Annotated in this window: 19 protein-coding genes and 1 pseudogene; 9 read left to right on the top strand and 11 right to left on the bottom strand. The window is 67.2% G+C overall.

The window, feature by feature from the left end:
- Nucleotides 1-63: 63 nt before the first annotated feature.
- Both ACQEWB_RS36640 and ACQEWB_RS36635 read right to left on the bottom strand, forming a co-directional pair.
- A complete protein-coding gene (locus ACQEWB_RS36640; RefSeq protein ID WP_432838796.1) occupies nucleotides 64-942 on the bottom strand; it encodes an ABC transporter permease in 879 nt (292 codons plus the stop codon).
- Nucleotides 932-1,747, bottom strand: coding sequence for an ABC transporter ATP-binding protein (locus tag ACQEWB_RS36635; RefSeq protein ID WP_432838794.1), 816 nt, complete (start codon nucleotides 1,745-1,747; stop codon nucleotides 932-934). Before ACQEWB_RS36635 ends, ACQEWB_RS36640 begins: the two co-directional genes overlap by 11 nt.
- Before the next feature lie 161 nt (nucleotides 1,748-1,908).
- Here ACQEWB_RS36635 and ACQEWB_RS36630 point away from each other — a divergent pair, with 161 nt between their 5' ends.
- Nucleotides 1,909-2,601, top strand: coding sequence for a response regulator (locus tag ACQEWB_RS36630; RefSeq protein ID WP_432838792.1), 693 nt, complete (start codon nucleotides 1,909-1,911; stop codon nucleotides 2,599-2,601).
- Between the two features lie 111 nt (nucleotides 2,602-2,712).
- Here the strand turns inward: ACQEWB_RS36630 and ACQEWB_RS36625 are convergent, their stop codons facing one another.
- The 6 genes from ACQEWB_RS36625 to ACQEWB_RS36600 form a co-directional block, all read right to left on the bottom strand.
- The gene (locus ACQEWB_RS36625) at nucleotides 2,713-4,305 is read right to left on the bottom strand and encodes a solute symporter family protein (protein ID WP_432838790.1); all 1,593 of its coding nucleotides are present in this window, start codon (nucleotides 4,303-4,305) and stop codon (nucleotides 2,713-2,715) included.
- Entirely contained in the window at nucleotides 4,302-4,862 is a 561-nt protein-coding gene (locus tag ACQEWB_RS36620; protein WP_432838788.1) for a DUF485 domain-containing protein, read from the bottom strand. The genes ACQEWB_RS36625 and ACQEWB_RS36620 overlap by 4 nt, the downstream gene beginning before the upstream one ends.
- A 69-nt stretch (nucleotides 4,863-4,931) precedes the next feature.
- Nucleotides 4,932-5,615: a response regulator transcription factor gene (locus ACQEWB_RS36615; protein WP_432838786.1), complete on the bottom strand. Its 684-nt coding sequence runs from the start codon at nucleotides 5,613-5,615 to the stop codon at nucleotides 4,932-4,934.
- Nucleotides 5,612-6,763, bottom strand: coding sequence for a sensor histidine kinase (locus ACQEWB_RS36610; protein WP_432838784.1), 1,152 nt, complete (start codon nucleotides 6,761-6,763; stop codon nucleotides 5,612-5,614). Before ACQEWB_RS36610 ends, ACQEWB_RS36615 begins: the two co-directional genes overlap by 4 nt.
- Nucleotides 6,760-7,284, bottom strand: a complete 525-nt coding sequence (locus tag ACQEWB_RS36605) for a DUF1453 domain-containing protein (RefSeq protein WP_432838782.1) — start codon at nucleotides 7,282-7,284, stop codon at nucleotides 6,760-6,762. Before ACQEWB_RS36605 ends, ACQEWB_RS36610 begins: the two co-directional genes overlap by 4 nt.
- Before the next feature lie 222 nt (nucleotides 7,285-7,506).
- On the bottom strand, nucleotides 7,507-9,630 hold the full coding sequence (locus ACQEWB_RS36600) for a DNA gyrase/topoisomerase IV subunit B (protein WP_432838780.1): 2,124 nt from the start codon (nucleotides 9,628-9,630) through the stop codon (nucleotides 7,507-7,509).
- A gap of 441 nt (nucleotides 9,631-10,071) precedes the next feature.
- Here ACQEWB_RS36600 and ACQEWB_RS36595 point away from each other — a divergent pair, with 441 nt between their 5' ends.
- A complete protein-coding gene (locus ACQEWB_RS36595) occupies nucleotides 10,072-10,302 on the top strand; it encodes a DUF7455 domain-containing protein (protein ID WP_432838778.1) in 231 nt (76 codons plus the stop codon).
- 104 nt (nucleotides 10,303-10,406) lie between these two features.
- Here the strand turns inward: ACQEWB_RS36595 and ACQEWB_RS36590 are convergent, their stop codons facing one another.
- Nucleotides 10,407-11,270, bottom strand: a complete 864-nt coding sequence (locus tag ACQEWB_RS36590; RefSeq protein WP_432838776.1) for a serine protease — start codon at nucleotides 11,268-11,270, stop codon at nucleotides 10,407-10,409.
- Between the two features lie 246 nt (nucleotides 11,271-11,516).
- Between ACQEWB_RS36590 and ACQEWB_RS36585 the strand changes: the two genes are divergently transcribed.
- Nucleotides 11,517-11,684 (top strand): hypothetical protein, encoded by a 168-nt coding sequence (locus ACQEWB_RS36585; protein WP_432838774.1) that lies wholly within the window; start codon nucleotides 11,517-11,519, stop codon nucleotides 11,682-11,684.
- A gap of 220 nt (nucleotides 11,685-11,904) precedes the next feature.
- On the opposite strand, the gene ACQEWB_RS36580 is transcribed toward ACQEWB_RS36585, so the two are convergent.
- Together ACQEWB_RS36580 and ACQEWB_RS36575 are read right to left on the bottom strand one after the other, a co-directional pair.
- On the bottom strand, nucleotides 11,905-12,420 hold the full coding sequence (locus ACQEWB_RS36580) for a hypothetical protein (RefSeq protein WP_432838772.1): 516 nt from the start codon (nucleotides 12,418-12,420) through the stop codon (nucleotides 11,905-11,907).
- 131 nt (nucleotides 12,421-12,551) lie between these two features.
- Nucleotides 12,552-12,872: a PadR family transcriptional regulator gene (locus ACQEWB_RS36575; RefSeq protein WP_432838770.1), complete on the bottom strand. Its 321-nt coding sequence runs from the start codon at nucleotides 12,870-12,872 to the stop codon at nucleotides 12,552-12,554.
- Between the two features lie 506 nt (nucleotides 12,873-13,378).
- Here ACQEWB_RS36575 and ACQEWB_RS36570 point away from each other — a divergent pair.
- The 6 genes and pseudogenes from ACQEWB_RS36570 to ACQEWB_RS36545 all read left to right on the top strand — a co-directional run bounded on the left by ACQEWB_RS36570 (nucleotide 13,379) and on the right by ACQEWB_RS36545 (nucleotide 25,039).
- A pseudogene (locus ACQEWB_RS36570) lies at nucleotides 13,379-14,258 on the top strand (IS5 family transposase).
- Between the two features lie 304 nt (nucleotides 14,259-14,562).
- Nucleotides 14,563-17,877 carry a protein DpdE gene (gene dpdE / locus ACQEWB_RS36565; RefSeq protein ID WP_432838768.1) on the top strand — a complete coding sequence of 1,105 codons (3,315 nt, stop codon included), beginning with the start codon at nucleotides 14,563-14,565 and terminating at the stop codon, nucleotides 17,875-17,877.
- On the top strand, nucleotides 17,874-20,453 hold the full coding sequence (gene dpdF / locus ACQEWB_RS36560) for a protein DpdF (protein ID WP_432838766.1): 2,580 nt from the start codon (nucleotides 17,874-17,876) through the stop codon (nucleotides 20,451-20,453). Before dpdE ends, dpdF begins: the two co-directional genes overlap by 4 nt.
- 2 nt (nucleotides 20,454-20,455) lie before the next feature.
- The gene (gene dpdG, locus ACQEWB_RS36555; protein WP_432838763.1) at nucleotides 20,456-21,313 is read left to right on the top strand and encodes a protein DpdG; all 858 of its coding nucleotides are present in this window, start codon (nucleotides 20,456-20,458) and stop codon (nucleotides 21,311-21,313) included.
- Complete coding sequence (dpdH, locus tag ACQEWB_RS36550) at nucleotides 21,306-24,362, top strand: protein DpdH (protein ID WP_432838761.1); 3,057 nt, start codon at nucleotides 21,306-21,308, stop codon at nucleotides 24,360-24,362. Before dpdG ends, dpdH begins: the two co-directional genes overlap by 8 nt.
- Complete coding sequence (locus tag ACQEWB_RS36545) at nucleotides 24,359-25,039, top strand: hypothetical protein (protein WP_432838759.1); 681 nt, start codon at nucleotides 24,359-24,361, stop codon at nucleotides 25,037-25,039. The genes dpdH and ACQEWB_RS36545 overlap by 4 nt, the downstream gene beginning before the upstream one ends.
- Nucleotide 25,040 lies beyond the last annotated feature (1 nt).

The following is a 25,040-nucleotide window of genomic DNA, read 5'->3' as shown; positions in this document are numbered from 1 at the left end:
TTCACGTCCTTGTGAGGTGGCGGTGCGGGGAGGAAGAGGAAGGGGGGTGACGTCAGGGGGCGTTCAGCTGTCGGAGCCCGTCGGCTTCCAGCGGAAGATGCGGCGCTCAGCGAAGGTCAGCAGCCCCTCGGCGGCGAGTGCGACGACGGCGAGGATGACCATCGCGGCGTACACACCGGCCGTGTTGAAGGTGCCCTGCGACTGCGAGATGAGCAGGCCGACGCCCTTGGTCGCGCCGATGTACTCGCCGACGATGGCGCCGATGAGGGCGAAGCCGAAGCTGACGTGGAGGCTGGTGAAGATCCACGAGGTCGCGGAGGGGATGACCACCTGGAGCGTCACCCTGCGGCTGCTCGCGCCGAGGATCCGGGCGTTGGCGACGAGGTTGCGGTCGACCTCGCGGGCGCCCTGGAAGGCGTTGAAGAAGACCGGGAAGAAGACCAGGACGACGGCGGAGGCGACCTTGGAGGCCGGGCCGAGTCCGAACCAGATCATGAAGATCGGGGCGAGGACGATCCTGGGTATTGAGTTGAGCACCTTGATGTATGGACCAAGGACATCGGCGAGGAAGGTGATCCGCCCCAGGACGATGCCGAACACGACACCGGCGATCACACCGAACACCCAGCCGAGCAGCGCCTCGTACAGCGTGTACCAGATCTGTTCGCCCAGGGAGCCGATGGCCGTCCCGTGCATCACCCAGGTGGAGATCTGGTCCCAGATCTTCGAGGGCATCGAGAAGTTGAACGGATCGATGACCTTGGTCCGGGCGAGCACCTCCCACAGACCGAGGACGGCGACCAGAAGCAGTACGCGGGTGACGTTGACTACGATCTTGCGTCTGCGGGCGGCACGCGCGCGTGAGTGCGTACGGCTCGTCTTGTCGCCGGGCTCGGTCATGGTCACGGCGACCTGGGCCTCGGGCATGACGTCAGGCGACATTGGCGGCACCCCTCTCACGGGTGATGCGGACCTCTTCGCCGAGCGACTCCCAGATCTCGCGGTAGATCTCGATGAACCGCGGCTCCAGGCGCACCGACTCGACCTTGCGCGGCCGCGGCAGGTCGATGTCGAAGACCTGCTTCACGGTGGCGGGCCCGGCCGTCATCACGACGACCTTGTCGGCCAGGGCGATGGACTCCTCCAGGTCGTGGGTGACGAAGACCACGGAGGCGCCCGTGCCCGACCACAGCTCCAGCAGCTCGTCCGACATCAGCGCCCTGGTCTGCACGTCGAGCGCCGAGAAGGGCTCGTCCATCAGCAGGATCTCGGGGTCGTTGACGAAGGTCGCGGCGAGCGCGACGCGCTTGCGCTGCCCGCCGGAGAGCTGGTGCGGGTAGCGGTCCTCGAAGGCGGCGAGCCCGACTCGGGCCAGCCATTCGCGCGCCTTCCGCTTCGCCTCCGCCTTGGGCACACCGCGGAAGCGCGGGCCCGCCATGACGTTGGACAGAACGGTGCGCCAGGGGAAGGTGGCGTCCTGCTGGAAGACGAAACCGACCTTGTCGCCGACGCCCTGCACCGGCTCACCGGCGACCAGGACCTCGCCCTCGGTGGGCTCCTCCAACCCGCTGACCAGCGTCAACGTGGTCGACTTGCCGCAGCCGGTGGGGCCGACGACCGCCACGAACTCCCCACGCCCGACCGTGAGATCGAGTTCCCTGACGGCCGTGTGCAGACCCCCCGACGGGGTCCTGAAGATCTTGCTCGCGCCCCGCAGCTGGATGGCGGGGCTGGTGTCTGCGCTCATGGCGGGGGACGGTAGATGTGGCCCGGGCCACAGCAGCAGCCTTGTGAGCACATGCCGTTCTTTTGCTTGCAACAGCCTGTTGTGCTCTTTTTGCTCGCGCTACAACAGCGGAGCCGAAACACGGGCTTAACGCTCGCCAGGCCTTGACAGAAAGAGGCCCGATGATTGACGTCCTGGTCGTGGACGACGATTTCCGCGTCGCCGAGATCAACGCCAAGTACGTGGGAAAGGTTCCCGGCTTCCGGGTGGCCGCCCGCGCACACAGTGCTGCCCAGGCCCTGGCCAGCGTCCAGCGGGGAACCATCGACCTGGTCCTGCTCGACCACTATCTGCCCGACCAGACGGGCCTCGAACTCGTCCACCGCATGCGGGAACAGGGCCACGGCACCGACGTCATCATGATCACCGCGGCCAGCGACGTGACGACCGTTCAGGCCGCGATGCGCCTGGGCGCGCTGCACTACCTGGTGAAACCGTTCACCTTCGCCGCCCTGCGCACCCGCCTGGACTCCTACGCCGCCCTGCGCCGCACGGTCGACCGGGTCGGCGGCCGCGGCATCGCCGGCCAGGAGCAGGTCGACCGCATCTTCGGCGCCCTGCGCACCGGCCCGGTGCCGTCATCGCCCGGACTCCCCAGCGGCCACTCCGAGCCGACGAGCGATCTCATCTGCCGCGTCCTGCACATCGCCGACCACCCGCTCTCGGCCCACGAGGTCGCCGCCGAGACAGGCCTGAGCCGCTCCACCGCCCAGCGCTACCTCCGCAACCTCGAACAGGCCGGCCGCCTCCGCCTCTCCCTCAAGTACGGCGACACGGGCCGCCCGGAGCACCTTTACGCGTGGGTGGCCCCATAGCCCGAAGGCCGCGCCTCAGGCGGTACGCCGGTGGGGGTGCCCGCCCTTTCACGCGGTACGCCGGTGAGCGCGTCCGCCATGTCATGCGGTACGCCGATCAGGGCGCCCCACTTACGCGGCTCCCGCCCCCGTCAGCGACCGCACCTCGGTCTCCGCGTGCTTGGCCTCGTCCGGGACCTCGGCGGAGGTGACCGTGCCGAGCCAGCCCGCGAGGAAGCCGAGCGGGATCGACACGAGGCCGGGGTTCTGGAGCGGGAAGTACTGGAAGTCGACGCCGGGGAACAGCGATTCGGGGCTGCCCGAGACCACGGGGGACAGCATGACCAGCCCCAGTGCCGGGACGAGCCCGCCGTATACGGCCCACACCGCGCCACGGGTGGTGAAGCCGCGCCAGAAGAGCGAGTACATCAGCACCGGGAGGTTCGCGGACGCGGCAACGGCGAAGGCGAGGCCCACCAGGAAGGCGACGTTCAGGTCGCGGGCCAGCAGGCCGAGGGCGATCGCCACCACACCGATACCGACGGAGGCGACGCGCGCGACGGCCACTTCGCTGCGCGGCTCGGCCCGTCGGCGCCGCAGGGAGGCGTACAGGTCGTGGGCGACGGAGGCCGAGGAGGCGAGTGTGATCCCGGCGACCACCGCGAGGATGGTTGCGAAGGCGACCGCAGCGACGATCGCGAAGAGAACCGTTCCTCCGGTGGAATCCGCACCGCCTCCCAGATCGAGTGCCAGCAGCGGAACCGCCGTGTTCCCCGCCGCGTTCGACCCGCGTACCGCCTCCGGCCCCACGATCGCGGCCGCGCCGAAGCCGAGGACGATCGTCATCAGGTAGAAGCCGCCGATGAGCCCGATCGCCCAGAGCACCGAACGCCGGGCCGCCCGGGCGGTGGGCACGGTGTAGAAGCGGGACAGGATGTGCGGCAGCCCCGCCGTGCCCAGCACCAGCGCGAGCCCCAGGCTGATGAAGTCGAAGCGGGCGGTCCAACTCCCGCCGTACTTCAGTCCCGGTGCCAGGAAGGCGTCGCCGTGTCCACTGCGCTCGGCCGCGGTGAGCAGCAGTCGGTCGAAGTCGCCGTGGAACCGCAGCAGGACGAGCACGGTGAGCGCGACCGTGCCGCCGAGCAGCAGAACCGCCTTGACGATCTGGATCCAGGTGGTGGCCCGCATCCCTCCCAACGACACATAGATCACCATGAGCGCGCCGACGCCGATCACGGTCCACGCCTGCGCCGCCTGACTCGTCCGCCCGAGCAGCAGCGCGACCAGACTGCCCGCCCCGACCATTTGCGCCACCAAATACAGAACGGACACGGTGACCGAGGAAGTTCCCGTCGCGATCCGCACCGGCCGCTCGCTCATCCGTGCCGCCACCACGTCGGCGAGCGTGAACCGCCCGCAGTTGCGGACCAGTTCGGCGACGAGGAACAGCACCAGCAGCCAGGCCACCAGGAAGCCGACCACGTACAGCAGCCCGTCGTAGCCGAACAGCGAGATGAGGCCGGTGACACCCAGGAAGGACGCGGCCGACATGTAGTCGCCCGCGATGGCAAAACCATTCTCCAGGGGTGAGAAGAGGCGCCCGCCGGCGTAGAACTCCTCCGCCGAGCCATGCCGGTTGCGGCTGACCCAGGTCGTGATCGCCAGCGTGACGGCCACGAACGCGCTGAACAGGAGCAACGCCAGCGTCTGATGATGCCCCGTCACAGCCCACCGCCCCGCGCCGAGCGCGTCAGCTCCTGGGTGTCCCAGCGCAGTTCGAGCGCGGGGCGGTCCCGGCGCAGCCGCGCGTGCCGGGCGTACGCCCAGGCGAGCAGGAACGTGGTGAGGAACTGACCGAGCCCGGCGAGCATCGCCACGTTCACCGCGCCCGCCACCGGCCGCGCCATCAGCCCCGGCGCGGTCGTGGCGGTCACGACGTACCCCACGTACCAGGTGAGGAAGACGGCGACTCCCGGCACCACGAACCGCCGGTACCGGCTGCGCACTTCCTGGAACGCCGCGCTCCGCTGCACCTCCAGGTAGACGTCAGCCGCGCCCGCTCCGCCGTCCTCGCCCGTCTGCTGTGCCGGTACAGCCCCGGCCGCGGGCGCGCCGGCACCGGCCGACTCACCCCAGCCGGAAGCCAGTGCGTCGTACCACGGGTCGTCGTACCGCATGCCCCCGGGCGCCTCGGCGGAGGCCTGGTCCTGACCCTCGCGGTGCTCGGCCGAACTCTCGGCGCCACCCCCGCCTCCGCGGGGACGACCGTTGCTTGACTGCATGCCCAAGGATGGACAGAACGGGAAGATCCCCGACTTCTCTTCCCCGCGCTCTTCACCCCATCAGGTGATTCAACCCACCGGTGGCCGTGCGATCCCCTTCGCGTACGCGTAACGCACCGCCTGGGCGCGGTCCTTGAGCCCCGTCTTGGTGAAGATGTTGTTGATGTGCGTCTTCACCGTCGCCGTGGACACATGCAGCTTCCGGCCGATCTCCGTGTTGCTGAACCCCTCGGAGATCAGCACCAGCACCTCGATCTCCCGGGCGGTGAGCCCGTCGGGCGGCTCGGCCGGCGCCACCGGCCGCGGCTCGGGCTCCGACAGCCGCTCCAGCAGCCGCCGTTGGATGCTGGGCGACAGCCCCGCGTCGCCGGACAGCACGCTGTGTACGGCCCGTACGATCTCGTCCCCTCCCGCGTCCTTGGTGAGATAACCCCGCGCCCCCGCCCGCAGCGCCGGGAACAGCGACTCGTCGTCCGCGAACGTCGTGAGCACCACGACCTGCGTCCCCGGGTGCTCGGCCCGGATCCGCCGGGTCGCCTCCACGCCGTCGCACCGGGGCATGCGCAGGTCCATCAGCACCACGTCCGGAGCGAGTTCGGCGACGAGCTTCACCGCCTCCTCCCCGTCCCCCGCGGCTCCCACGACCTCGATCCCGGGCAGCAGGCCCAGCAACATCACGATGCCCTCCCGGACGACGGTCTGGTCGTCCGCGACGACGACCCGTGCGGGCCGCGGCTGTGCTCCTTCCGTCATACGGGCACCTTCAGCGTCACCACGAACCCCTCCTCGTCCGGCCCCGCGTCCAGCGAGCCGCCCAGCAGCTCGGCACGCTCCCGCATGCCCAGCAGACCGTACCCGGCACCCGCCTCGCTCAGCTCGCCCGGCGGACCGCCCGAGTCCCGTACAGCCAGCGTCACTTGACGGTCGCCGTAGTCCAGCCGCACCCGCACCTTGGCCCCCGGCGCGTGCTTGCGGACGTTCGTCAGGGCCTCCTGGGCGACCCTGCGCACCGCCTGCGAGGCTTCAACCGGCAGCGGCTTGCGCTCACCCGTAATGGTGACCTCGGCGCCGGCGGTCGTACCGACGAGCTGCGACAGGAAGTCCTCCAGCGGAGTCAGCTCGCCGCGCAGCGCGGAGAGCGCCTGCCGGGTCTCCTCGAGGCCGTCCCGGGCCATGCCGCGCGCCGCCACCACCCGCTCCAGGATCTGCTGCCGCTCCGCGCCCCGCTCGATCAGCAGGCGGGCCGCCTCCAGGTGCACGAGCTGCGCCGAGAGACTGTGCGCCAGCACGTCGTGGATCTCTCGCGCGATCCGGGCCCGCTCGGCGAGCGCCGCCGACTCCGTCTCGGCGGCCCGGGCGGCCCGTTCATGGGCCAGCAGCCGCTGGGCGGTGCCCCGGGATTCGGCGTCCAGCCGCAGAACGTAGCCGGCCAGGGCCAGCCCGGCTGTCGTCACGGTCGTGGTCAGCCATACGTCGTTGTTGGTCGCGGCGTAGGCCGCGAGGGAGACGGACGTCACGGGCACCCCAGCGGCGAGGGGGAGCCGCTCCAGGGCGGTAATGGCACAGCCGCACCAGATGACGAGGGACACCGTCTGGAAGCCGGCCGCCTGCGCCGCGACCGCGAGTCCCACGAGGGTCGTGATGAGCATGATCGACGGCAGGAGCCGGTGCGCGAGCGTGGTGCGCCAGAACGCCCAGGCGGCGACGGCGGTCACCAGGACTCCGGCCAGCGCCGCGACCCCGGCCCAGCCATTCACACGGGTGCTGTTATAGGTGCCCCACAGCAGCATGCCGATCACCAGTGACCGCACGACCCAGCCGAGCAGCCGCCGGGACCGTGAGGCACCCTCACGGCCCAGCGCCTCCCGGGAAGGCCAGCGCAGCCAGGGGTTCTCCGTCACACACGCTCCTTCCGCGTGGACCAGGCCGTGTCGTCACCGTACGTCGTGGCCGCACCGACCGCCGGTACGACGGACTGGGCCCGCCAGACCAGGATCCCGCCGCGGACCAGCAGGGTGGCCGCGAGGGCGAGGAGCAGGGCGGAGCTGTCCTGGTGCACGCCGATCGCGGCACCGAGCGCGAAGAGGCCGATGCGCAGGGCGATGCCGATGATCCAGACGGTCACGCTGGCCTTGCTGCTCTTGCTCCACACGGTGCCGTCCGGCTCCGCCCATATCCGGGTGGTCCAGGCCCAGCCGGCCCCGGTGGCGAGACCGATGAGCAGTTCGACGACGAGCAGGGCCACCGACTCCGTGCGGTGGTGGGCGTCGACGACTCCGGGCTCACGCAGCGCTACGACGGCGAGGACGACGGGGACGAGCCACCAGCGCTTCGAGGTGCCTATCTGCTGTGCGCGGAACTGCCGCACGACCACCAGGACGACGACGGCCGCGATCATCAGCGCGTTGGCAAGCCCGGACATCAGAGCCTCCGTGGGCGAAGAAGGGAGATGCGGCAGCGAGCGCTGCCGACGCCTTCGACGCTACGGAAGTTCGCAGGTCGCCAGATCGGAGCAGGGGTGGATCGTGGGTGGATCCGCAAACGCCCGTCGGCTCCACCCACGGGTGGAGCCGACCGGGCCGGCCTTTGCGGACCGGCCGACGGCCGACTCCCAGCAGCTGTCGGACCAGTCCCGGCGCAGCCGCTACGCGTCGATGCGCGACCTGTCCAGCGTGGCCGCCGAGCTGGAGATGAACTCCTTGCGGGGCGCCACGTCATTGCCCATCAGCAGATCGAAGACCGTCTCCGCGGAGTCCAGGTCGGAGAGGTTGATCCGGCGAAGGGTGCGGTGGCGCGGGTCCATCGTCGTTTCGGCCAGCTGGTCGGCGTCCATCTCGCCCAGACCCTTGTAGCGCTGGATGGAGTCCTTGTACCGGACGCCCTTGCTCTCGAACTCGAGCAGCTTGTCGCGCAGTTCACGGTCCGAGTACGTGTAGACGTACTTGTCCTGGCCCTTCTTGGGCTGGACGAGCTCGATGCGGTGCAGCGGCGGCACGGCGGCGAACACCCGGCCGGCCTCGACCATCGGCCGCATGTAGCGGTGGAAGAGCGTCAACAGCAGCGTCCGGATGTGCGAGCCGTCGACGTCGGCGTCGGTCATCATGATGATCTTGCCGTAGCGGGCCGCGTCGATGTCGAAGGTCCGGCCCGAGCCCGCCCCTATGACCTGGATGATCGCGCCGCACTCGGCGTTCTTCAGCATGTCGGTCACGGACGACTTCTGGACGTTGAGGATCTTGCCGCGGATCGGCAGCAGCGCCTGGAACTCGGAGTTGCGTGCGAGCTTGGCGGTACCGAGCGCGGAGTCTCCCTCGACGATGAACAGCTCGCTGCGGTCCACGTCGTCGCTGCGGCAGTCGGCGAGCTTGGCCGGCAGCGAGGAGGACTCCAGGGCCGTCTTCCGGCGCTGCGCGTCCTTGTGCTGGCGGGCCGCGATACGCGTGCGTGCCGCGGCGACGGCCTTCTCCATGACGACCCGGGCCTGGGCCGCGGCGTCGCGCTTGGTGGAGGTCAGGAACGCCTTGAGCTCCTTGGAGATCACGGTGTTCACGATGCGGCGGGCCGCCGAGGTGCCGAGGACCTCCTTGGTCTGGCCCTCGAACTGCGGCTCGGCCAGCCGGACGGTGACGACCGCCGTGAGGCCCTCCAGGGCGTCGTCCTTGACGATGTCGTCCTCGGCGACGCGCAGCAGCTTCTTGGCACGCAACACCTCGTTGATCGTGCTGGTCACCGCGGTCTCGAAGCCGGCGACATGGGTGCCGCCCTTGGGGGTGGCGATGATGTTCACGAACGACTTCAGGGTCGTGTCGTACCCCGTGCCCCACCGCATCGCGACGTCTACGTCGAGCTCGCGCGTGACCTGGGTGGGCGTCATCTGCCCGTGCTCGTCGAGGACCGGGACGGTCTCCTTGAAGGTGCCCTGGCCGGAGAGGCGGAGGACGTCGTTGACCGGCTTGTCGGTCGCCAGGTACTCGCAGAACTCGCTGATACCGCCGTCGAAGCGGAAGGACTCCTCGCCCTTGCTGCCGCCCTCGCCGAGCCCGAACTCGTCGCGGACGACGATGGTCAGGCCGGGCACCAGGAACGCGGTCTGGCGGGCGCGCTGGTGGAGGTTCTCCAGGGAGAGCTTGGCGTCCTTGAGGAAGATCTGGCGGTCGGCCCAGTAGCGCACGCGCGTGCCGGTGCGGGTCCTGGGGATCTTCTTGGCCTTGCGCAGGCCGCTCGTGGCGTCGAACGTGGCGTCCGGGCCGGTCGCGGCGAAGGCGCCCGGCACACCGCGCCGGAAGCTGATGGCGTGGGTGTGGCCGCTGCGGTCCACCTCGACGTCCAGCCGGGCGGACAGGGCGTTCACCACGGAGGCGCCGACGCCGTGCAGACCGCCGGAGGCGGCGTAGGAGCCGCCGCCGAACTTGCCGCCGGCGTGCAGCTTGGTCATGACGACCTCGACGCCGGACAGGCCGGTCTTCGGCTCGACGTCGACCGGGATGCCCCGGCCGTTGTCCCGGACCTCCACCGAGCCGTCGTCGTGGAGGATGACGTCGATGTGGTCGCAGAAGCCACCGAGGGCCTCGTCGACGGAGTTGTCGATGATCTCCCACAGGCAGTGCATCAGACCGCGGCTGTCGGTCGACCCGATGTACATGCCCGGGCGCTTGCGCACGGCCTCGAGCCCTTCGAGGACGAGCAGGTGCCGCGCGGTGTAGTTGGAACCGTCCCGCTCGGCTCCTGCCAGCAGCGCTGTGGACGACACGGACGTTTCGGCGGTCACGCGGTTCGCTCCTCGCTGAATTTCAGATGGGGCCCTTCTGGGTAAGGGCACGGCTTCGGTTGCCGTGAAGAGGGTACCGAGGCCTGGTAGAGCCGTTGTAACGCCACCCTCATCTGAACTCAGGGTAGTCCAGAGTCGTATGCATGTTCGACCCCTCGATGGAGTGAAGTACATATCACGTTCCCTTCGAGGCATGAACCATTTAGGCTCCGGGCACGTCCTCATGAACAAACCGGCAAGCCAGCCGGGCGGACGAACCCTGACAGCCAGCGCGAACCCGTAAGACACATAGACACGCAATACGGCACATTCGCCGCCAACCGGCAGCAGACAGCCGGCCTCGAAAAAATCTTTCGAGGAAAAGCCCCGGGCGGGAACGTTTTGGGGCTGGTTGGATGTTGACCCTGGTACGACAGCTCGTCGAGCTAGAGAAGAGGCGACGTGACTACTGTTCTGACCCCCGCGAGCCCGCTGACGGCCGCCGATCGCTGCGACCGCTGCGGCGCACAGGCATACGTGCGCGTTGTACTGCTCAGCGGCGGCGAACTGCTCTTCTGCGCCCACCACGGTCGCAAGTTCGAGCCGGAACTCAAGAAGATCGCCGCTGAGATACAGGACGAGACGGAGCGGCTGACCACCGTGCCGGCCATCGCTTCCGAAGAAGAGCGCTGACACCTCGCATCCACGACGAGCCAGCTCCGGCACAGGCCGGTGTACGGGCGGCGCGGTCCCTGCTTCAGGGACCGCGCCGCCCGCTCTCGTAGCCGTGGATACGCTCAGGCTCCGCCGGCGGCCCTCTCCGGGCCTCCCGTGGCACCGCCCCGGCCCAGCGCCCGTACGACCTCGGACACGCGCGTGTAGACGCCGGGACTGCCCGCCCGACCGCAGCCACTCCCCCAGGAGACCAGCCCGATCAGCTTCCCCTGGGCGACGAGGGGCCCGCCGCTGTCCCCCTGGCAGGCGTCGCGCCCGCCCTCCGGCTCCCCGGCACACAGCATGCTCCGGGCCACATAGGTGCCGTCGGAGCTCCCCGGATACGCCTCCTCGCACTGTGCGTCGGGCAGTACGTGCACCTGTGCCGCGCGCAGACTGCGCGCGTAGTCGCCGCCGCCCGTGACATCCCCCCAGCCGTAGACCGTGGCGCTCGTACCGGGCTCGTAGGCGGGATCGCCGGTGGCCGCCATCGGGAGGACCGAACTGTCGGGCAGCGGCTCGGCGAGAGTGAGTACGGCGAAGTCCCCGGCGTTACTGACACTGTCGTAGCCCGGATTCACCCGGACCTTGCGGACCCGGATCTCCCTGCCCTGCGCCGAGAGCAGGTCCGTACGGCCCACGATGGCCTTCAGGTCCCGAACCCGGTTCGGCGGTGCCCCCAGGACGTCCTCGCCCATGCAGTGGGCCGCGGTGAGCACGGTCGTCCGGCCGATGGCCACACCGCCGCAGAACTGCCCCGCGCGCGTACCCCCGAACCGGTCACGGCTGGACAGCGCGACCGTCCAGGGGCTCTGGGAGATGTCGACCGGGAAGCCGCCGACGACGACGTCCGCGGGCGCGGGGGCGGCCGACAACAGCGGTATGCCGGTCGCCGCGGCCGCCAGGACCAACGGCCGGGTCAGGGCCCGGACAAGAGAACGGCGCATGCACGCTCCTCACTCTGGGGTGTTCATGGGAAACCCAGAGTGATCCAGTCGGCGGCGCACCGCACCCGCGCACCGGCACGACAAGGCCCGGTTCCCCACGGGGAACCGGGCCTTGGACGTCGTACGCCCGCGATCTAGTCGAGGTAGTCGCGCAGTATGGACTGGTGAGCGCTGTGCTTGACCTGCATAAATGCAGGTGGGTGGGGAGCGCAGGCTGCGAAATATCTTGGATTGCGATGACCCACCATGAACCTCCGTACGATCGCCCACGACCTCGGTCTGCCCGTCCGGCGCGACCCGCAGGAGGTCGCAAAGATCATCGAGGGACTCCGCCCCAACCTGGACGAGCTTCCTAATGACAGTCGGGAGGGGCTTGTCGCCGACTGGACCAAGGTCCCCAGTGAACGCCACTAGCACGGGCCCTATCTCCGGGACTGAGCGTCACTGCGCCCTACGGCAACACTACGACCAGTACTAATCGCGGGATGCGTCCAGCCTGCGTCGACTCCTCTGGACCGCCTCTGACCTGCGCAGGAGGGTTATCGTTGATTCTGGTTGTTTCTGGTCGTCGCTCGGTGCCTGGTGTCCTGACTGTCTACAGGAAGGAGCCACAGGCAGCACAAGGCCCCTTTGGTCATTCCTCCGGCGAAGAGGGCGGCTGCACCGCCGCGAGTTCGATGCCCCGTACCCGACGCAGCCAGCGGGCTAGGACATAGAGACCCGCCCCGAAAGCTCCGCAGGGCTCCCAGATCTCTGTCACCAGAGCCGGGATGCCGCCGTCATCCACGATGTAGATCGCCTGCGCGCCGACCACGCTGGCGATGAACCCGTTCGTGCGAGAGCCCTTCGACAGCAGCCAGTCCGCTGGGCGCCACAGAGGCTGGGCAATATCGTGGAGACGGTACTGCAGCGCCGCACGAAGGAAGCCCGCGGCATATTGGCGCTGCTGACGTCGAGTGAGTACGACCCCGTTGGCTGGATCTCCTTCGAGATGAGCATGCCATGCGTTCAGGGTGTTGCGGCGCTCACCCGCTAACTTCGCGGCGCACCACGTGGCCTTGAACGCAGCCTGCGACCTCCAGTGCCCGGACTGCGGTGGGCTGCCCTCGACCTGGTCAGCCCACCGACGCATAACGATGATCGCGATCACGGGAAAGCCCGCTTGGGCGATAGCCAGGAGAGTTAGCGGATCCGTTGGGTCCCCGCCTGACTCGCATACCACTCGTGCTGTTGCCGCCACCACCCCGACGCCCAGGACGAGGAGCATCGTGGTCGACCATTTCACGCAGTGCCTCCGGACAAGCCGAGGCCGAGCGTCGTGCGCCGGGCTCGCCTGGCATCAAGCGCAGCCTGAGCCTGCGCGCGGCCAGTGCCCGTGAGTTCGTAGTAACGCCGGGCAGGACGACCGGGATGGGGTTCGGCCTCGTCGTAGCTCGTCACCCAGCCTCGTTCCAGCAGGCGATCGAGGATCGGATACACGGTGCCGGAGCCGAGGTCCGCGTCGCGACAGATACTCAGCCCCCACGCGGGGGCGTCGTGCGTCGCGGCCAGCAGCACCTCCAGCACGGCGATGGTCGGCTTTGTAAGCCTCGGAGCGGTCATGACCCCATCAGATCATATGTCGAGTACGACACACCTGCACTTCGGGGGTGCACTACTCGACGGGCTCACGCTCACGGCACCGTGAGGGTGGCGCAACCGAAAGCAACCGACGCGACATGGGGAGGGGGGCCATGGGCCTACGGTTCGCCGGGAAAGATCCAGAGTCCGGAGACCACGGCTGCCCAGTCGCGTGGGGGACGAAGAGCGGTCACACCGACCGTGCAGGACGAGCCGATCCCGGACCCTGAAGGCGCGATCCGGCTGCCGCAGCGCCTGGCTCGCTGTCCATCTGACGACGATCCTCGCCGGCCAAGCACATCGCGCAGCCAAGGAGATGACCGCCCAGGCCGACCCGGGTCATCCTGTTCGCAGGTCGGGCTGATGCCTACTCTTGCCTGGCCGGCCACCTCGACCAACTCCGCCACGACATCGATCTGGCCTCGCGTCGTCTAGGGCCTGTCCGGCGGATCATGTGACTGTCGGGTGGCCTGCTCGTTGATGTCGGCGTGGGGCGGGGTGATCTGACGAACGCGGAGTGGGTGCGGCTGGAGCCGCATCTGCCTCCGTCCGGGCGGCGTGGCGGCCGGTGGAACGACCACCGCTCGGTGGTCAACGGGATCCTGTTCCGGGTCCGCACCGGCATACCGTGGCGCGACCTGCCCGAGCGTTTCGGCAGCTGGAAGACCGTCTATGAACGCCACCGGCGCTGGTCGGCGGACGGCACGTGGGACCGGATCCTCACGGCCGTCCAGGCGGATGCCGACCTGGCCGGCCGGATCGACTGGAGCATGGTCGGTGTGGATTCGACGTCCTGGCGTGCTCATCAGCACGCGGCCGGCGCCCGCAAGACCAAGCCGCGCGTCCCGAAAAAAGGACCACGCCCCGAAACCATCGCCCCGATGAGGGACTTGGACGGTCCGGGGCGGCCTGACCTGCAAAATCCACCTCGCAGGCGAAGGCGGATGCCGCCCCCTGGCCCTGCTCGTCACCCCCGGCCAGTTCGGTGACGCTCCGCAGATGATCGAGGTCCTCAGCCGCATCCGCGTTCCCCGCCCCCAGGGCGGACACCCACGCACCCGCCCCGGCCACCTCAGCGGCGACAAGGCATACAGCTCCCGCCGAAACCGCCGCTACCTGCGAAGACGTCAGATCAAGCACACCATCCCGGAGCCGAAGGACCAGCGGGCCCACCGCAAACGACGCGGCAGCAAGGGCGGCCGGCCCGCCGGCTTCGACAGCGAAATCTACAGACGCCGCAACGAGGTCGAGCGGACCATCAACCGGCTCAAGAACTCCCGGGCCGTCGCGACCCGTTACGACAAGCGGGCCTACGTCTTCCACGGCACCGTCACCACCGCAGCCATCAAACTATGGCTCCGACCATGATCCGCCGGACAGAACCTAGCCCTGCCGAGCCCTCGCCGATCACGCGCGCCCGAGGCCGGCCATCGACGCACTGTCAGCTACCGCTTCCTGCGGGGTGCAACCTGCGAGAAGGCCGACGAGAGGATGCCGGTGTCCCCTATCATCCGTTGCACGCTACACCTTTGGCCATGCCTAGCACTCCACTGCCGGAACCAGTGCGTCCTTAAGGGTTCAATCACCTAAGGGTGTGTGATCAAATGGTGAGGGATATGCGGCTATAGCGCCTAGGGAGGGGCGAGCCGCGCAGTACGTGGGGGGCAAGATCATGAACAACGGTCATGCGGATGATTCCCTGTGCGGGGCTTTCGTCCGGGTACCGGGCGGACCGGGGATCGGCAAGGTCGGGGAAGTAGAAGAGGGACGCCTTCGCGTCGATTACTTCGAATCGCCCATCACGATGGTTGCGCACTCGCAATGGGTTGCCGCTCCAGCGGCGCAGCGGGTGCTGCTCGACCGCGAGGAGCGCATCTGGTGGAAGAGCCGCAATGGGGCTTGGAACGCCGGCCGCGTCGTTCATGCCAGCACGCTCGAGTACATCGTGCGGTTCCCTAATGCGGACTACGACCTCCCGGTACCCGTAGACGATCTTTACGTCCGCTGGGATCGTCCGGTGCAAGATCCGGTGGCCAATCTCGCCGTGCGCGGGGGCAGCACAGCGCCCTTCCGGGACGCCCGATTGCCGATGTTGCACAGTCTGATGCGGCAACGGGGCGCATGTGCCGGGATGGGCACGTTCTTGTCCTCTTCGGTGGAGGTCTACCCACACCAAGTAGAGGCGGCACTAACAGTGTTGTCCGATCCCGTCCAGCGTTATCTGTTGGCCGACGAGGTGGGACTGGGGAAGACGATCGAGGCAGGCTTTGTGATCCGGCAGGTGCTGCTGGACGATCCGACTGCGCATGTCGTGATCGTCTGCCCTGCCGCACTCCGCCGACAATGGCTGAGGGAGCTTCAGGAGAAGTTTCACATCGGAGACTTCCCGGTGGAGCGTCTGGTTGTCACCTCACATGAGACGCCACAAAAGTGGCAGGCCTACCAGGGGTCTGCGCTGCTAGTCGTGGATGAGGCGCACGCTTTGGTGCAGTCGAGCCCACAGCAGTCGCCGTATCGAGAACTGCGTGGTCTTGCCCACTCGGCCGAGCGGTTACTGCTGCTGTCTGCAACGCCCGTCACGTCACACTACCTGACCAACCTGGGACTGCTGCACCTGCTGGATCCTGAGCTGTACCGGTGGGACCAGCAAGCTGAATTCGAGCAGCGCTATGCGATGCGCTCGGCCCTGGCAGACAGTGTCCAATCGCTGGATCCGGACTTGAACTACATCATCCGCGAAAGCCTCAAGGACATCGCCAAACTGCTCCCGGACGCCGACACCCGCTTCCACGAACTCGCCCAGGGTGTCCTGGCCTTGCTCGACGACGAGGACGAGTTGGTTGACGCCTCGCTGCAGGGCGAGTTCAGCTATCGGGTCGCGCAGGTGCGTGCCCATCTCAGCGAGACCTACCGCATCCATCGCCGTGTGATCCGCCATCGCCGCGAGGCGGTGCTGCGGGAGAGCACCGACCCCGAGGCAGTGGGGCTGGCGTATGCGGTGCGAGGCCGGGCCCGACCCACGCTCATACCCGCTCCGGCCGGCGGCGGCGAAGCGGGATCCGAGTTGGTGCTGCACTGGTGGAATCAGGTACAAGACCACCTAGACAACGAGGCAGCCACGGGCAGCAGCAGCGCCTACAGCATGGTCCTGGCGGTCCTGGCGGCACGGGCGACTGTGTTGCCTGCAGACGTTGTGGACGTGCTGCGGTGGCGCGTGCACGCTGACCCTGAGGCTGCCGAACGGGCCGGTTTGAGCGCTCACGAGATGGCCTTGCTGGCCGCGGCCCCCGTGGTGGCCGTCGAGCGTAGCCTAGTGAACAGCCTGGAAGAGGGAGAGCACTCCCCTACGCAGGAAGACATGCAGGTGCTCGTCGACACCCTGCTGCCGCAAATGCGGCAATTGAAGAAGTCGGTCATCTTCTGCGGTCCGGGGCAGTTGGCCGGGCATCTAGCCGCATATCTGCATAATCGCTTTGGTCGTCTGATGGTGGCCGAGCACACCCGGCGCCGGGAACCTGGGCATGCCGCGAATGCGCTCACAGCCTGGTCGGGTGCCACGGGACAGGCGGTGCTTGTTGCGGATGACTCCGCAGAGGATGGTTTGAACCTGCAGGTGGCCGACGGCGTGTTTCATTTGCGGCTGCCGTGGTCCGCCAACCAACTGGAACAGCGACTGGGGCGCGTCGACCGCTACCCCGGCGCGCAAAGGAGTGGACAGGACGTACCCGCGGCGCAGTTCCGTCTGGCAGACGAAAGTGGGAGCGATGCTTCCTTCGCCGAGGCGTGGGCGACGCTGCTGACTGAGGGCTACGAGGTCTTTGACGCCTCCACGTCCACTCTGCAGGACGCCATCGCACAGTCCCTTGACGGGGTGTGGGCGCAGGCCTTTGCCGCAGGACCCGAAGGGTTGCTGGTTCAGCGGGAAGAGGTGCGGCGTCAGTTGCGGGCAGAGCAGCGGGAGATCGCCAAGATGGATCTTCTGGAGTCAATTCACACCGCGGGCCAGGGGCTGCGCAGTGTGCCGACGTCCTTGATCGATGCGGAAACGGATTGGAAGCAGTTCCAGTCGGCCATGCTGCGCTACACCGAGAAGGATGGCGGAGGAATCCGTCTGCCCCATGTGACACGTTCTGTTGATGGTGTGCCGATGGTGCAGTTCGCTGTGCGCTCGGCGCATCCCTTGCTGGCGCCCCGGCATTGGCGGCGGGTGCAGCAGCGCATCACAGATGATGCTCTGGCGTCAGGATTGTTCAACCGTTCCTCAGCGCTGCGCCAACCTGGCACCCGCTTGTTCCGGTTGGGCAATCCGCTGGTGGATCTGCTCAGTGAAGCAGTCCTTAACGACGACCTGGGGCAAAGCGCAGTCTTTCGTCGCATCGACCGCCATATGCCTCGTGGTGAGGAGCCTCAGCCGTACTACGGGTTTGATTTCCTCGTCGAAGCCGACGTTGCCGCCGCCCTGTCCTGTGTGGTGAATAGTTCCGATGCAGGGCGTGCGCTGCGCCGGCAGGCGGACCGCATCCTAGCTCCCTTCGTGCGTCGGGTCTGGGTGGAAGGGGGTACCAACCGGGCGGTGACCAATCCGGCGCAACTGGCGTGGCTGAATGAGCCGTACGACAAGACCAACGGTGACCGCAATTACAACAGTGCCCGTGCTGATGAGTACTTCGGCCTCTTCGGCGGGCAGGAGGCTGCAGCTTCCTTTGCCCGTGAAGCTTCGCAGGCAGCCCTGGAATTCTTGCACCAGTACACGAATCTGGCGGCCACCTGCGAAGAAGCCCAGCAGCAGGCGTTGGAGGTGGCAGCAGTCCTCAACGCCCAGTGCGGTGCGCGGCGCGCTGCGGGACACCTGGTGGGAGACATCGAAGGCCTGGTCACCGACGCAGCCGTCTTGCAAGCCTTGGCCGAGGGGCTGTCCCGTCCGGTGATTCGTATTGTGGCGGCCGTGTGTGTCGTGCGGCGCGGGTTGGAGTCCGTGCAGGCATGAGCGCAGACGAGTGGGGACAGACCCGGCGTCTATTCGCGGCTTGGCCGGCAGCAGCTACGGATGTGGCCCAGGCGGGCACGGTGCGCCGTCTGGGCGATGCACTGGCCGGGCTGGGCAGTGGCCAGAGCGGATGGCGTGACGTGGTCACGTTGACACATCAAATCCTGCTGCGGGCCCAGGCCCTGGGCAACGCCAATCCTCTTCCAGTCCCCTTGCGTACGGGGCTACCAACGCGTGAGCAGTGGCGGATGGGTGGCGTGGACGTGGTCTTCGACGGCGAGCGAGTCTTGCTGCGCGGTGTGCCGTGGGCGCCGGCACAGGGGTCTGTTGCAGCCGAAGAGGCAGCACTGGACCAGGTGCGTCACGCCGTCTTGGGGACTGACTCTGCGATGCGGCGAACGTTGGACCACACACCCGCCGACCCTTTTTGGACCCATGCCAACGGCTACCACCACTACCTGTCCCGGGGGCAGCAGCAGGCCGCGCGGTCGCTGGCGATAATGCCGCCGGGGGAAACGGCGATCGTCTGTCTTCCCACTGGGCACGGCAAAACACCGGTGGCTCTGGCCGCGTGTCTGCTGGCCGGCACCCACGGCGGCGTATCAGTGCTCGTGGTTCCCACCGTGGTGCTGGCCCTCGACATGGAGCGCCGCATCCGCAGCCTGCTCGGGCGCAGCGACCCCCACGGCCGCCAGCGCCGATATGCCTATATCGGCTCGCTGGATGCCGCTGCCAAGCAGCGTATCCGCGACGACATCGTCTCCGGACGCCAAGGTCTGGTCGTGGCCTCCCCGGAAGCCGTAACCATGGGGTTGCAAGCGGCCCTGCTGGAGGCTGCCAGCGCGAGGCATCTGCACTACCTCATTTTGGACGAGGCTCACCTTGTCGAGCAGTGGGGCAACGACTTCCGCACGGCGTTTCAGTCCCTGGCCGCGCAGCGGCGCAACTGGATCAGCGCAGCCGGCAAACGGCGGGCTCCGCGCACCGTAGCCATGAGTGCCACTCTCACGCAGCAGCAGGTGAACACGCTCGAGAACCTTTTCGCCCAGCCGCGGCAAGCCAAATTGGTGTGGGCGTCGGAGTTGCGGCAGGAGCCCGCTTACTTCCTCGACTCCTTCCCCAGTGAGGATGAACGCGCCGAGGCCGTGCTGGAAGCAGTCACGCGTCTGCCCAAGCCCTTGGCCCTGTATGTCGCACGGCGTGAGGACGCCAAGCGGTGGCTGCAGCACCTGCACTCAGCCGGGCTATATCGGGTGGCCACCGTCCATGGTGATTCCACCGAAGACGAGCGGCGTACCGCTTTGACCGGGTGGTCAGGTCGCAGCCAGGACACCCCCGTGGCCACGCAGTTCGACATTATTGTGGGCACCTCAGCCTTCGGCCTCGGAGTCGATCTCGCCGATGTACGCACAGTCATCCACGCCTGCCTTCCGGAAACCGTGGACCGCTACTACCAAGAAGTCGGACGCGGTGGTCGGGACGGTAGCCCCTCCCTGGCCTACCTCGCCACCTCTGGCGCGGACCGAGGCATTGCCCAGAGCCTGAATCGACAGAAACTCATCTCCGCGCCTACGGCGTGGGAGCGCTGGTGGGAGGGCATGTTCCTGCAGCGCCCTCGTACCGACAGCACGCTGTATCGGCTGAATTTGACGCATCGGCCGGCTCGCTTGGCCGAGGGCTACAAGCGCCACCGCAGTTGGAACGAACAGATCCTCAACTTCATGGTGCGGGCCGGGCTGATCGAGATCCTGCCCCCCGAACCACCGCGGCGAACGCCGGATGAGGACGACCAGGCGTGGGATCGGCGGTTGAATGCGTTCTACGAGCAGGCGCCAGATCTCGTCGACGTTGTGCTCAAAGATGGGCAGACGAACAATCGCGACTACTTCGCCGACGCCATCAACCGAGTTCGTCAAGACATCAAGGTGGCGCAGGACAGCGCTTTGCAACGGATGGAACAGTTGCTCTTGCGTCGGCGGTGCATGGCCGATGATCTGGTGGAGTACTACACCGTCCACAGCTATTTCACGATGCCGGCCTGTCGCGGATGCCCTTCCTGCCGCCGCCGGGGACTGCCGCCGGCCGGGCCTGGGACGATGTATCGCACTCCCCTGTCTCCCGACCCGGACATTGCCGAATGGGTGCGCAGCGACGCGCCGCTACATGGGCTGCATCCCTATGGCCCGAGCCTGTGCCTGTACTGGCGTAGCGACGACGAGCGACGTACGGAACTGATGCCTTTGTTGGTGCGCCTGGCGCGGGCCGGGGTGTCCTACTTTGGCGGTCCCGGCCTGAGCCTGACCCAGGCCTGCGAGATCCAGGACGAGGCCGGATCGACAGCTGTCGTGTTCGACTACGACGGCAGCCTCGTGCACGAGGTCCGCGGGCTGATGGTGTGGGTGGAGAAGGAACACACAGCCGTTGTGGATGCTGAGGCGTGGACGCGCCTGTGCGAGGACGAGCCCGTCTATCTGCTGCACCCCGAGCAGGCGGAAGATCCTGAACGGCCTGGCCGACTCCTTCTCGACACGCACGTGACCGCGCTTCCTCTACAGCATGCAAGAAAAGGGCTCTGACCATGCAGTTGCTGAACACACCCACACCCTCCCCGGCCGTTGTCTGGGCGGTGGTGCGTTTCCTCGCTGCGGAGCGAAAGCCCCTGCCCAAAAAAACGATCACCGTATATTTGGAGCCTGGAGAAGAGGCGAGGAACTCCGGGCCTGTGCATCATGCGCTGAGCACACTGAGGGATCTTGGGCTGGCGGCCGTATCGCAGGACGGTGCCTGGTCGCTGGCGGGCGGGCTGGAAGAGATCACCGCCGACGACTACGCCGCATTCCAACGAATCGCTCGTGCGGCGATCTTGGCCGTGGAGGGCGAGGTGCCGGATCCGCCGGAGGACATGCGCCGCGCCCTTGCCTGGATTCTGACGAGGGACCCGTTCCATGAGTCGTTCAACTGGGCCACCGTCGATCAACTACACAACCGCTCCGCCCCGGATGGCGAGTTGGTGCTGGCCAACGACACTCGGTGGCCCTCGTTTGCCGCCTGGGGCACGGCCCTGGGACTGATCGCGCCTGCGTCGCACGCCGCCAACCGGCAGGTGGCGGACTGCACACGTGCCGTGCATCAGGTGCTCACCGATGGACTCAAGCGCGGCCGCTCCACCGACGCCATGAGCGTTCTGCACCTGCTGCGCCGGCACTTGCCGGTGGTGGCCGGCGGGTCACTGGCCACCTCCCTGGGCTACCCCCTTGATGCGGCGAAGACGGTCGGTGCTGCCCTCTCCTTTGCCCTGATGCGTGGGGAGCACGAGGGGTGGCTGCTGCTGGGACAGGACTCGGACGCCTCCCTGGTCATCAACCTGTATGACCCGGAACGGTCTTCCGCACGGATTTGTTCATCTATCACCCTGCTGGAGGGCGACGATGCCTGACCTGCGCGACTACGTCTGCTGGGACATCGAGCGGGTCATCTCGACGATCCAGACCGAGGCGGTGGTGGCCTCTTCCGCGGTGTTCCTTGCCACCCACACGCATCTACAGATCCAGCGTGCTGAGATTGATGGCAGGTCGTTCACCAACACAGGCCGGATGGTCAGCGAAAAGGACGTCCTGAAGGATTTTCTAGGGCGCAAGACCGCAACGGGGACCGTGCTGATGCCGGTCGTCGGCGAGTCTGGTTCCGGCAAGTCCCATCTGGTGCGCTGGGTGCGGGAGAAGCTCCCGGCCTCGGATAAGCGCAAGGTGATCTACCTTGAGAAGTCCAAGACCAGCCTGCGGCATGTAATCGAGTCGCTGCTGGACGGTGTCGACGACGAGGACGTCGCCCAGGTCCGCGCGGATGTGCGGGCATCCACCAGCAGCACCGACGCCTCCGCCCTGGCGCTGCGGCTCATCAATGAACTGATGATCGCCCTGGCCGGGACAACGGCGGCCGAACTGCGGGGCAGGCAGCGGCAACTGGCCGGCCCCAAGGGGTTGGCTCTGATACTGCAGGACCCCGTTCTGCAGGATCAAATGCTGGCGGAGGGGGAGTTCATCCCCCGCTTCGCGGAGCACATGCTCAGTGATCGCGATACGGATGACGAGCGACCCGCCCACTTCAGTGTTGATCACCTCCCGCTGAAGGTCACGGCCGCGATGGAGGGGGTGGCCGCACCTACCCGGGTCATGCTGCGGTTGCTGCTGTCGAAGCCGGAGATGCGCGATGCAGCCGTGGACATGCTCAACGAATACTGGGAAAAGTCCGTCCAAGCTACGTCGTCACTCGGCGGCGGACGCGTCTTGGACGCGATGAAGAAAGTCCGTGAGATCTATGCGCGACAGGGCAAAGAAATCGTTCTGCTGGTCGAGGACTTCGCTCTGATCCAGGGAGTCCAACGCGATCTGCTGGACGCCATCACTGAGACATCGCAGCGCGAAGGCCGCACCGTACTCGCCCCCATGCGCACCCTCATGGCAATCACCAGCGGTTACTTCCACGACCTGCCAGAGACAGCAATCACCCGAATCGAGGCGTCCACCGGCGGCCACGTCTACAACCTGGACCTCGTCCTAAATAACGAGGCCGACGGCATCGAAGCGATTGCTTCCTTCGCCGGCCGCTACCTCAACGCCGCCCGAGCGGGGCGCAAAGAGTTGGAGGCCCACACCGGGAAGTCGGTGCCCAACCGGTGCGACCAGTGCCAGGTTCGAGCCGCATGCCACGAAGCGTTCGGCACGTCCGCCGAAGGGTATGGCCTGTATCCGTTTAACCGGCCTGCCCTGCGCAGGACCGTCCACGCGGTCGCTCCGGCCGAGCAACCGCACACCTTCGTGCCACGGACAATTCTCAGCCGGGCCCTGATCCCCGTCCTGACTGAGGGCTACGACAGCATCCAAGCAGGCACGTTCCCCGACGAACAGTTCCGCAGCCGTTTCAAGAGCAACCGCGATGCCGGTGATATCCCGCTCGCTGGCCGAGTGCGCGAGCAGATCGACGACCTCGACCAGGCCGAAGGTGCTCGTCGTGAAAAGCTTCTAGAATTCTGGGCCGACAGCCCCACCGAACTCGTCAACATCGAGCCTGGGATCGCCACCGCGTTCTCCCTGCCTGACCTGTCGATTGACGCCGCTCGCACCAAACCACTCCCCGAGACAACCAGAACAACATCCCCGCCCAAGCCTGTGGTGGACGGCCCTCAAGGGCCCGGGGAGCCGGCTCTATCGCGGAGCCTGCAGAAGCGCTTGGACGCGGTGGAGAGTTGGAGCGCTGGCGATGGCCTGCCCACAACGGAAGCCTCGACGGTGCGTTCGGTGGTATCACGGGCTGCCGTCTACCGTCAGGACTGGCTCAACCCCCCTGTGAAGCCACTCGGTGTATCGGACGCTGGGCAGGCAGGCTGGGGGAACCGCGCCAACACCGTCTCTATCGAAGGAGCTGCCGCTCAGGCACTCGCAGGGGATGACTCACCTGTCACCTTCAAGCGGACTGCCGCCAACTCTGAGTTCTTCAAGAGCCTGATCCTGCTGAATGCTGAAACCCTCACGGCTGTGCGCTCTCAGGACGTCGTGCGGTTGGCAAGCATGGCTGACCGCTACGCACGCGTATTGCGCCAACGGGTCACCGCCCAAGCCCAGCTGAGTGACGACGATCTTGTATCGGGTTTGCGTGTGTCACTGATGGGAGCGGCACTCGCCGGCCACGCTCATCCCTACCTGCCCTTGGAGCAGTTGCACGCTGCCGCCTTTGATCACGGTCAGTCCTGGCAGCGCAGCGACGGCTCGTCCCGTACCGAGATGTGGCAGCGGAGTCTGAACACGCACCTGGCCAAACGTGAGGCATTGATCGACACGCTACGCGGAGCGCTCGGTGTGGGGCAGGGTACGGGCGCCGTGCAGGTTATCGACGCCGCGCGGGCGTTGCCGTTGCTGCGTCGCGCCGCCGAGCAGTGGGACTTGGACGGCGTCGAACTGCCCCGGTGGGCGCAGGAAGCGGCGCAACCGCTCGCGGGTTGGCGAGTGCTGGTGCCGGCACAGCATGCACAGTTGGTGAAGCTGCTGCACGACATTCGCCAGTGTTTTCCACGGGGCGAGCGCTCAGCAGACCTGCTCAGTCAGTTGGACGCTTCGCTACGGGTAGCAGCGGAGTTGGGGCTGGAAGGCGGCAGCCACATCTTGGCAATTCGGGCTCTCATGGAGAAGATCGAGGACGCGGGTTGGGCCAGTTTGACGGTGTTGGAACGCGACCTGGCCAAGCTCCCGGATGAGCTTGAGGGGCCTGCCGCGTTGGCTGCTGCACTTCAGGGCGTCGTTCCCTTGAGAGATCCGCACCTTGCTGGCATGCATCAATTGCTGCGTTCAGCAGATGCGTTTCTCAGCGATGCGTTGCAGGCCGCCGAGGCGCGCGGGCAGACAGCGGCCAGTACCGCCAGTCAGCAAATGGAAGCGTTGATGGATAGCTGGCAGCAAATCACCCAAGCGGTTTCGGGGGATCAAGCGTGAGCACGTCGGTGTTGGAGAAGGCGCGCGAACTGCAGAATCAGGCGCGGCACATCGCTGAGGCACAAAAGGACGCGGTGCAGCAAGAGCGTGTGGTGCGGCGTATCGATGAGGTCCGCAGCGCGCTGGAGAAGGCCACCGGCCAGGTGGGCATCGCCGGGCTGCTTAGGGAGCGCACAGGGCAGTCGGTGGACATGGCGGCGTTGGTGAGCGCCTACGAGCGTTTCGAGACCAAGTCGCGCGGCGGCCTTCCGGCCGACCGAGTGTTCACGGAGGCCCAAAAAGCGCTCGAGACCTGCGCCAAGGACATCGCCACCGCGATCCGGGATGTCTGGGGCGAGTGGGCTCGCGCGCGGGTGAGCGCTGTGTCGTCGGCGCGCTTTGCGGCCCTGGCTCCGGCGGATCGCCGGGAGGCGGAGACGCTGCTGCGGGACATGCGCGGGTATGCCGAACGTAGGAACATCGATGGCATCGTGATCCGCTCCTTTTGCACCGCTTACTCAGACGTGCAGCGCCTGGTCGAGCATGCGCCTAGCGAAGTTCCCCCAGAACTCGCCCAGTTGATCGAGCGGATCGATGCGGGCGGACTGACGCTACGTGATCTGAGTTTGGGTGACATCGAGTTGCTCCGCGAATACGATCAAGATGTTTGGATCTCTGTCACTCGAAAGGTGGACTGAC

The organism is Streptomyces sp. CA-249302 (genome assembly GCF_050936785.1).
Lineage (GTDB): Bacteria > Actinomycetota > Actinomycetes > Streptomycetales > Streptomycetaceae > Streptomyces.
The sequence above is the reverse complement of the archived record's forward strand: the minus strand, read 5'-3'. Positions and strand labels throughout refer to the sequence as shown.

What these genes read in the sequence shown, in the direction of transcription:
- ACQEWB_RS36585 (WP_432838774.1), top strand. Translation starts at nt 11,517, where the DNA reads ATGAACCTCCGTACGATCGCCCACGACCTCGGTCTGCCCGTCCGGCGC.
- dpdH (WP_432838761.1), top strand. Translation starts at nt 21,306, where the DNA reads ATGCCTGACCTGCGCGACTACGTCTGCTGGGACATCGAGCGGGTCATC.
- dpdE (WP_432838768.1), top strand. Translation starts at nt 14,563, where the DNA reads ATGAACAACGGTCATGCGGATGATTCCCTGTGCGGGGCTTTCGTCCGG.
- ACQEWB_RS36605 (WP_432838782.1), bottom strand. Translation starts at nt 7,284, where the DNA reads ATGTCCGGGCTTGCCAACGCGCTGATGATCGCGGCCGTCGTCGTCCTG.
- ACQEWB_RS36575 (WP_432838770.1), bottom strand. Translation starts at nt 12,872, where the DNA reads ATGACCGCTCCGAGGCTTACAAAGCCGACCATCGCCGTGCTGGAGGTG.
- ACQEWB_RS36615 (WP_432838786.1), bottom strand. Translation starts at nt 5,615, where the DNA reads ATGACGGAAGGAGCACAGCCGCGGCCCGCACGGGTCGTCGTCGCGGAC.
- ACQEWB_RS36590 (WP_432838776.1), bottom strand. Translation starts at nt 11,270, where the DNA reads ATGCGCCGTTCTCTTGTCCGGGCCCTGACCCGGCCGTTGGTCCTGGCG.
- ACQEWB_RS36620 (WP_432838788.1), bottom strand. Translation starts at nt 4,862, where the DNA reads ATGCAGTCAAGCAACGGTCGTCCCCGCGGAGGCGGGGGTGGCGCCGAG.
- ACQEWB_RS36640 (WP_432838796.1), bottom strand. Translation starts at nt 942, where the DNA reads ATGTCGCCTGACGTCATGCCCGAGGCCCAGGTCGCCGTGACCATGACC.
- dpdF (WP_432838766.1), top strand. Translation starts at nt 17,874, where the DNA reads ATGAGCGCAGACGAGTGGGGACAGACCCGGCGTCTATTCGCGGCTTGG.
- ACQEWB_RS36630 (WP_432838792.1), top strand. Translation starts at nt 1,909, where the DNA reads ATGATTGACGTCCTGGTCGTGGACGACGATTTCCGCGTCGCCGAGATC.
- dpdG (WP_432838763.1), top strand. Translation starts at nt 20,456, where the DNA reads ATGCAGTTGCTGAACACACCCACACCCTCCCCGGCCGTTGTCTGGGCG.
- ACQEWB_RS36635 (WP_432838794.1), bottom strand. Translation starts at nt 1,747, where the DNA reads ATGAGCGCAGACACCAGCCCCGCCATCCAGCTGCGGGGCGCGAGCAAG.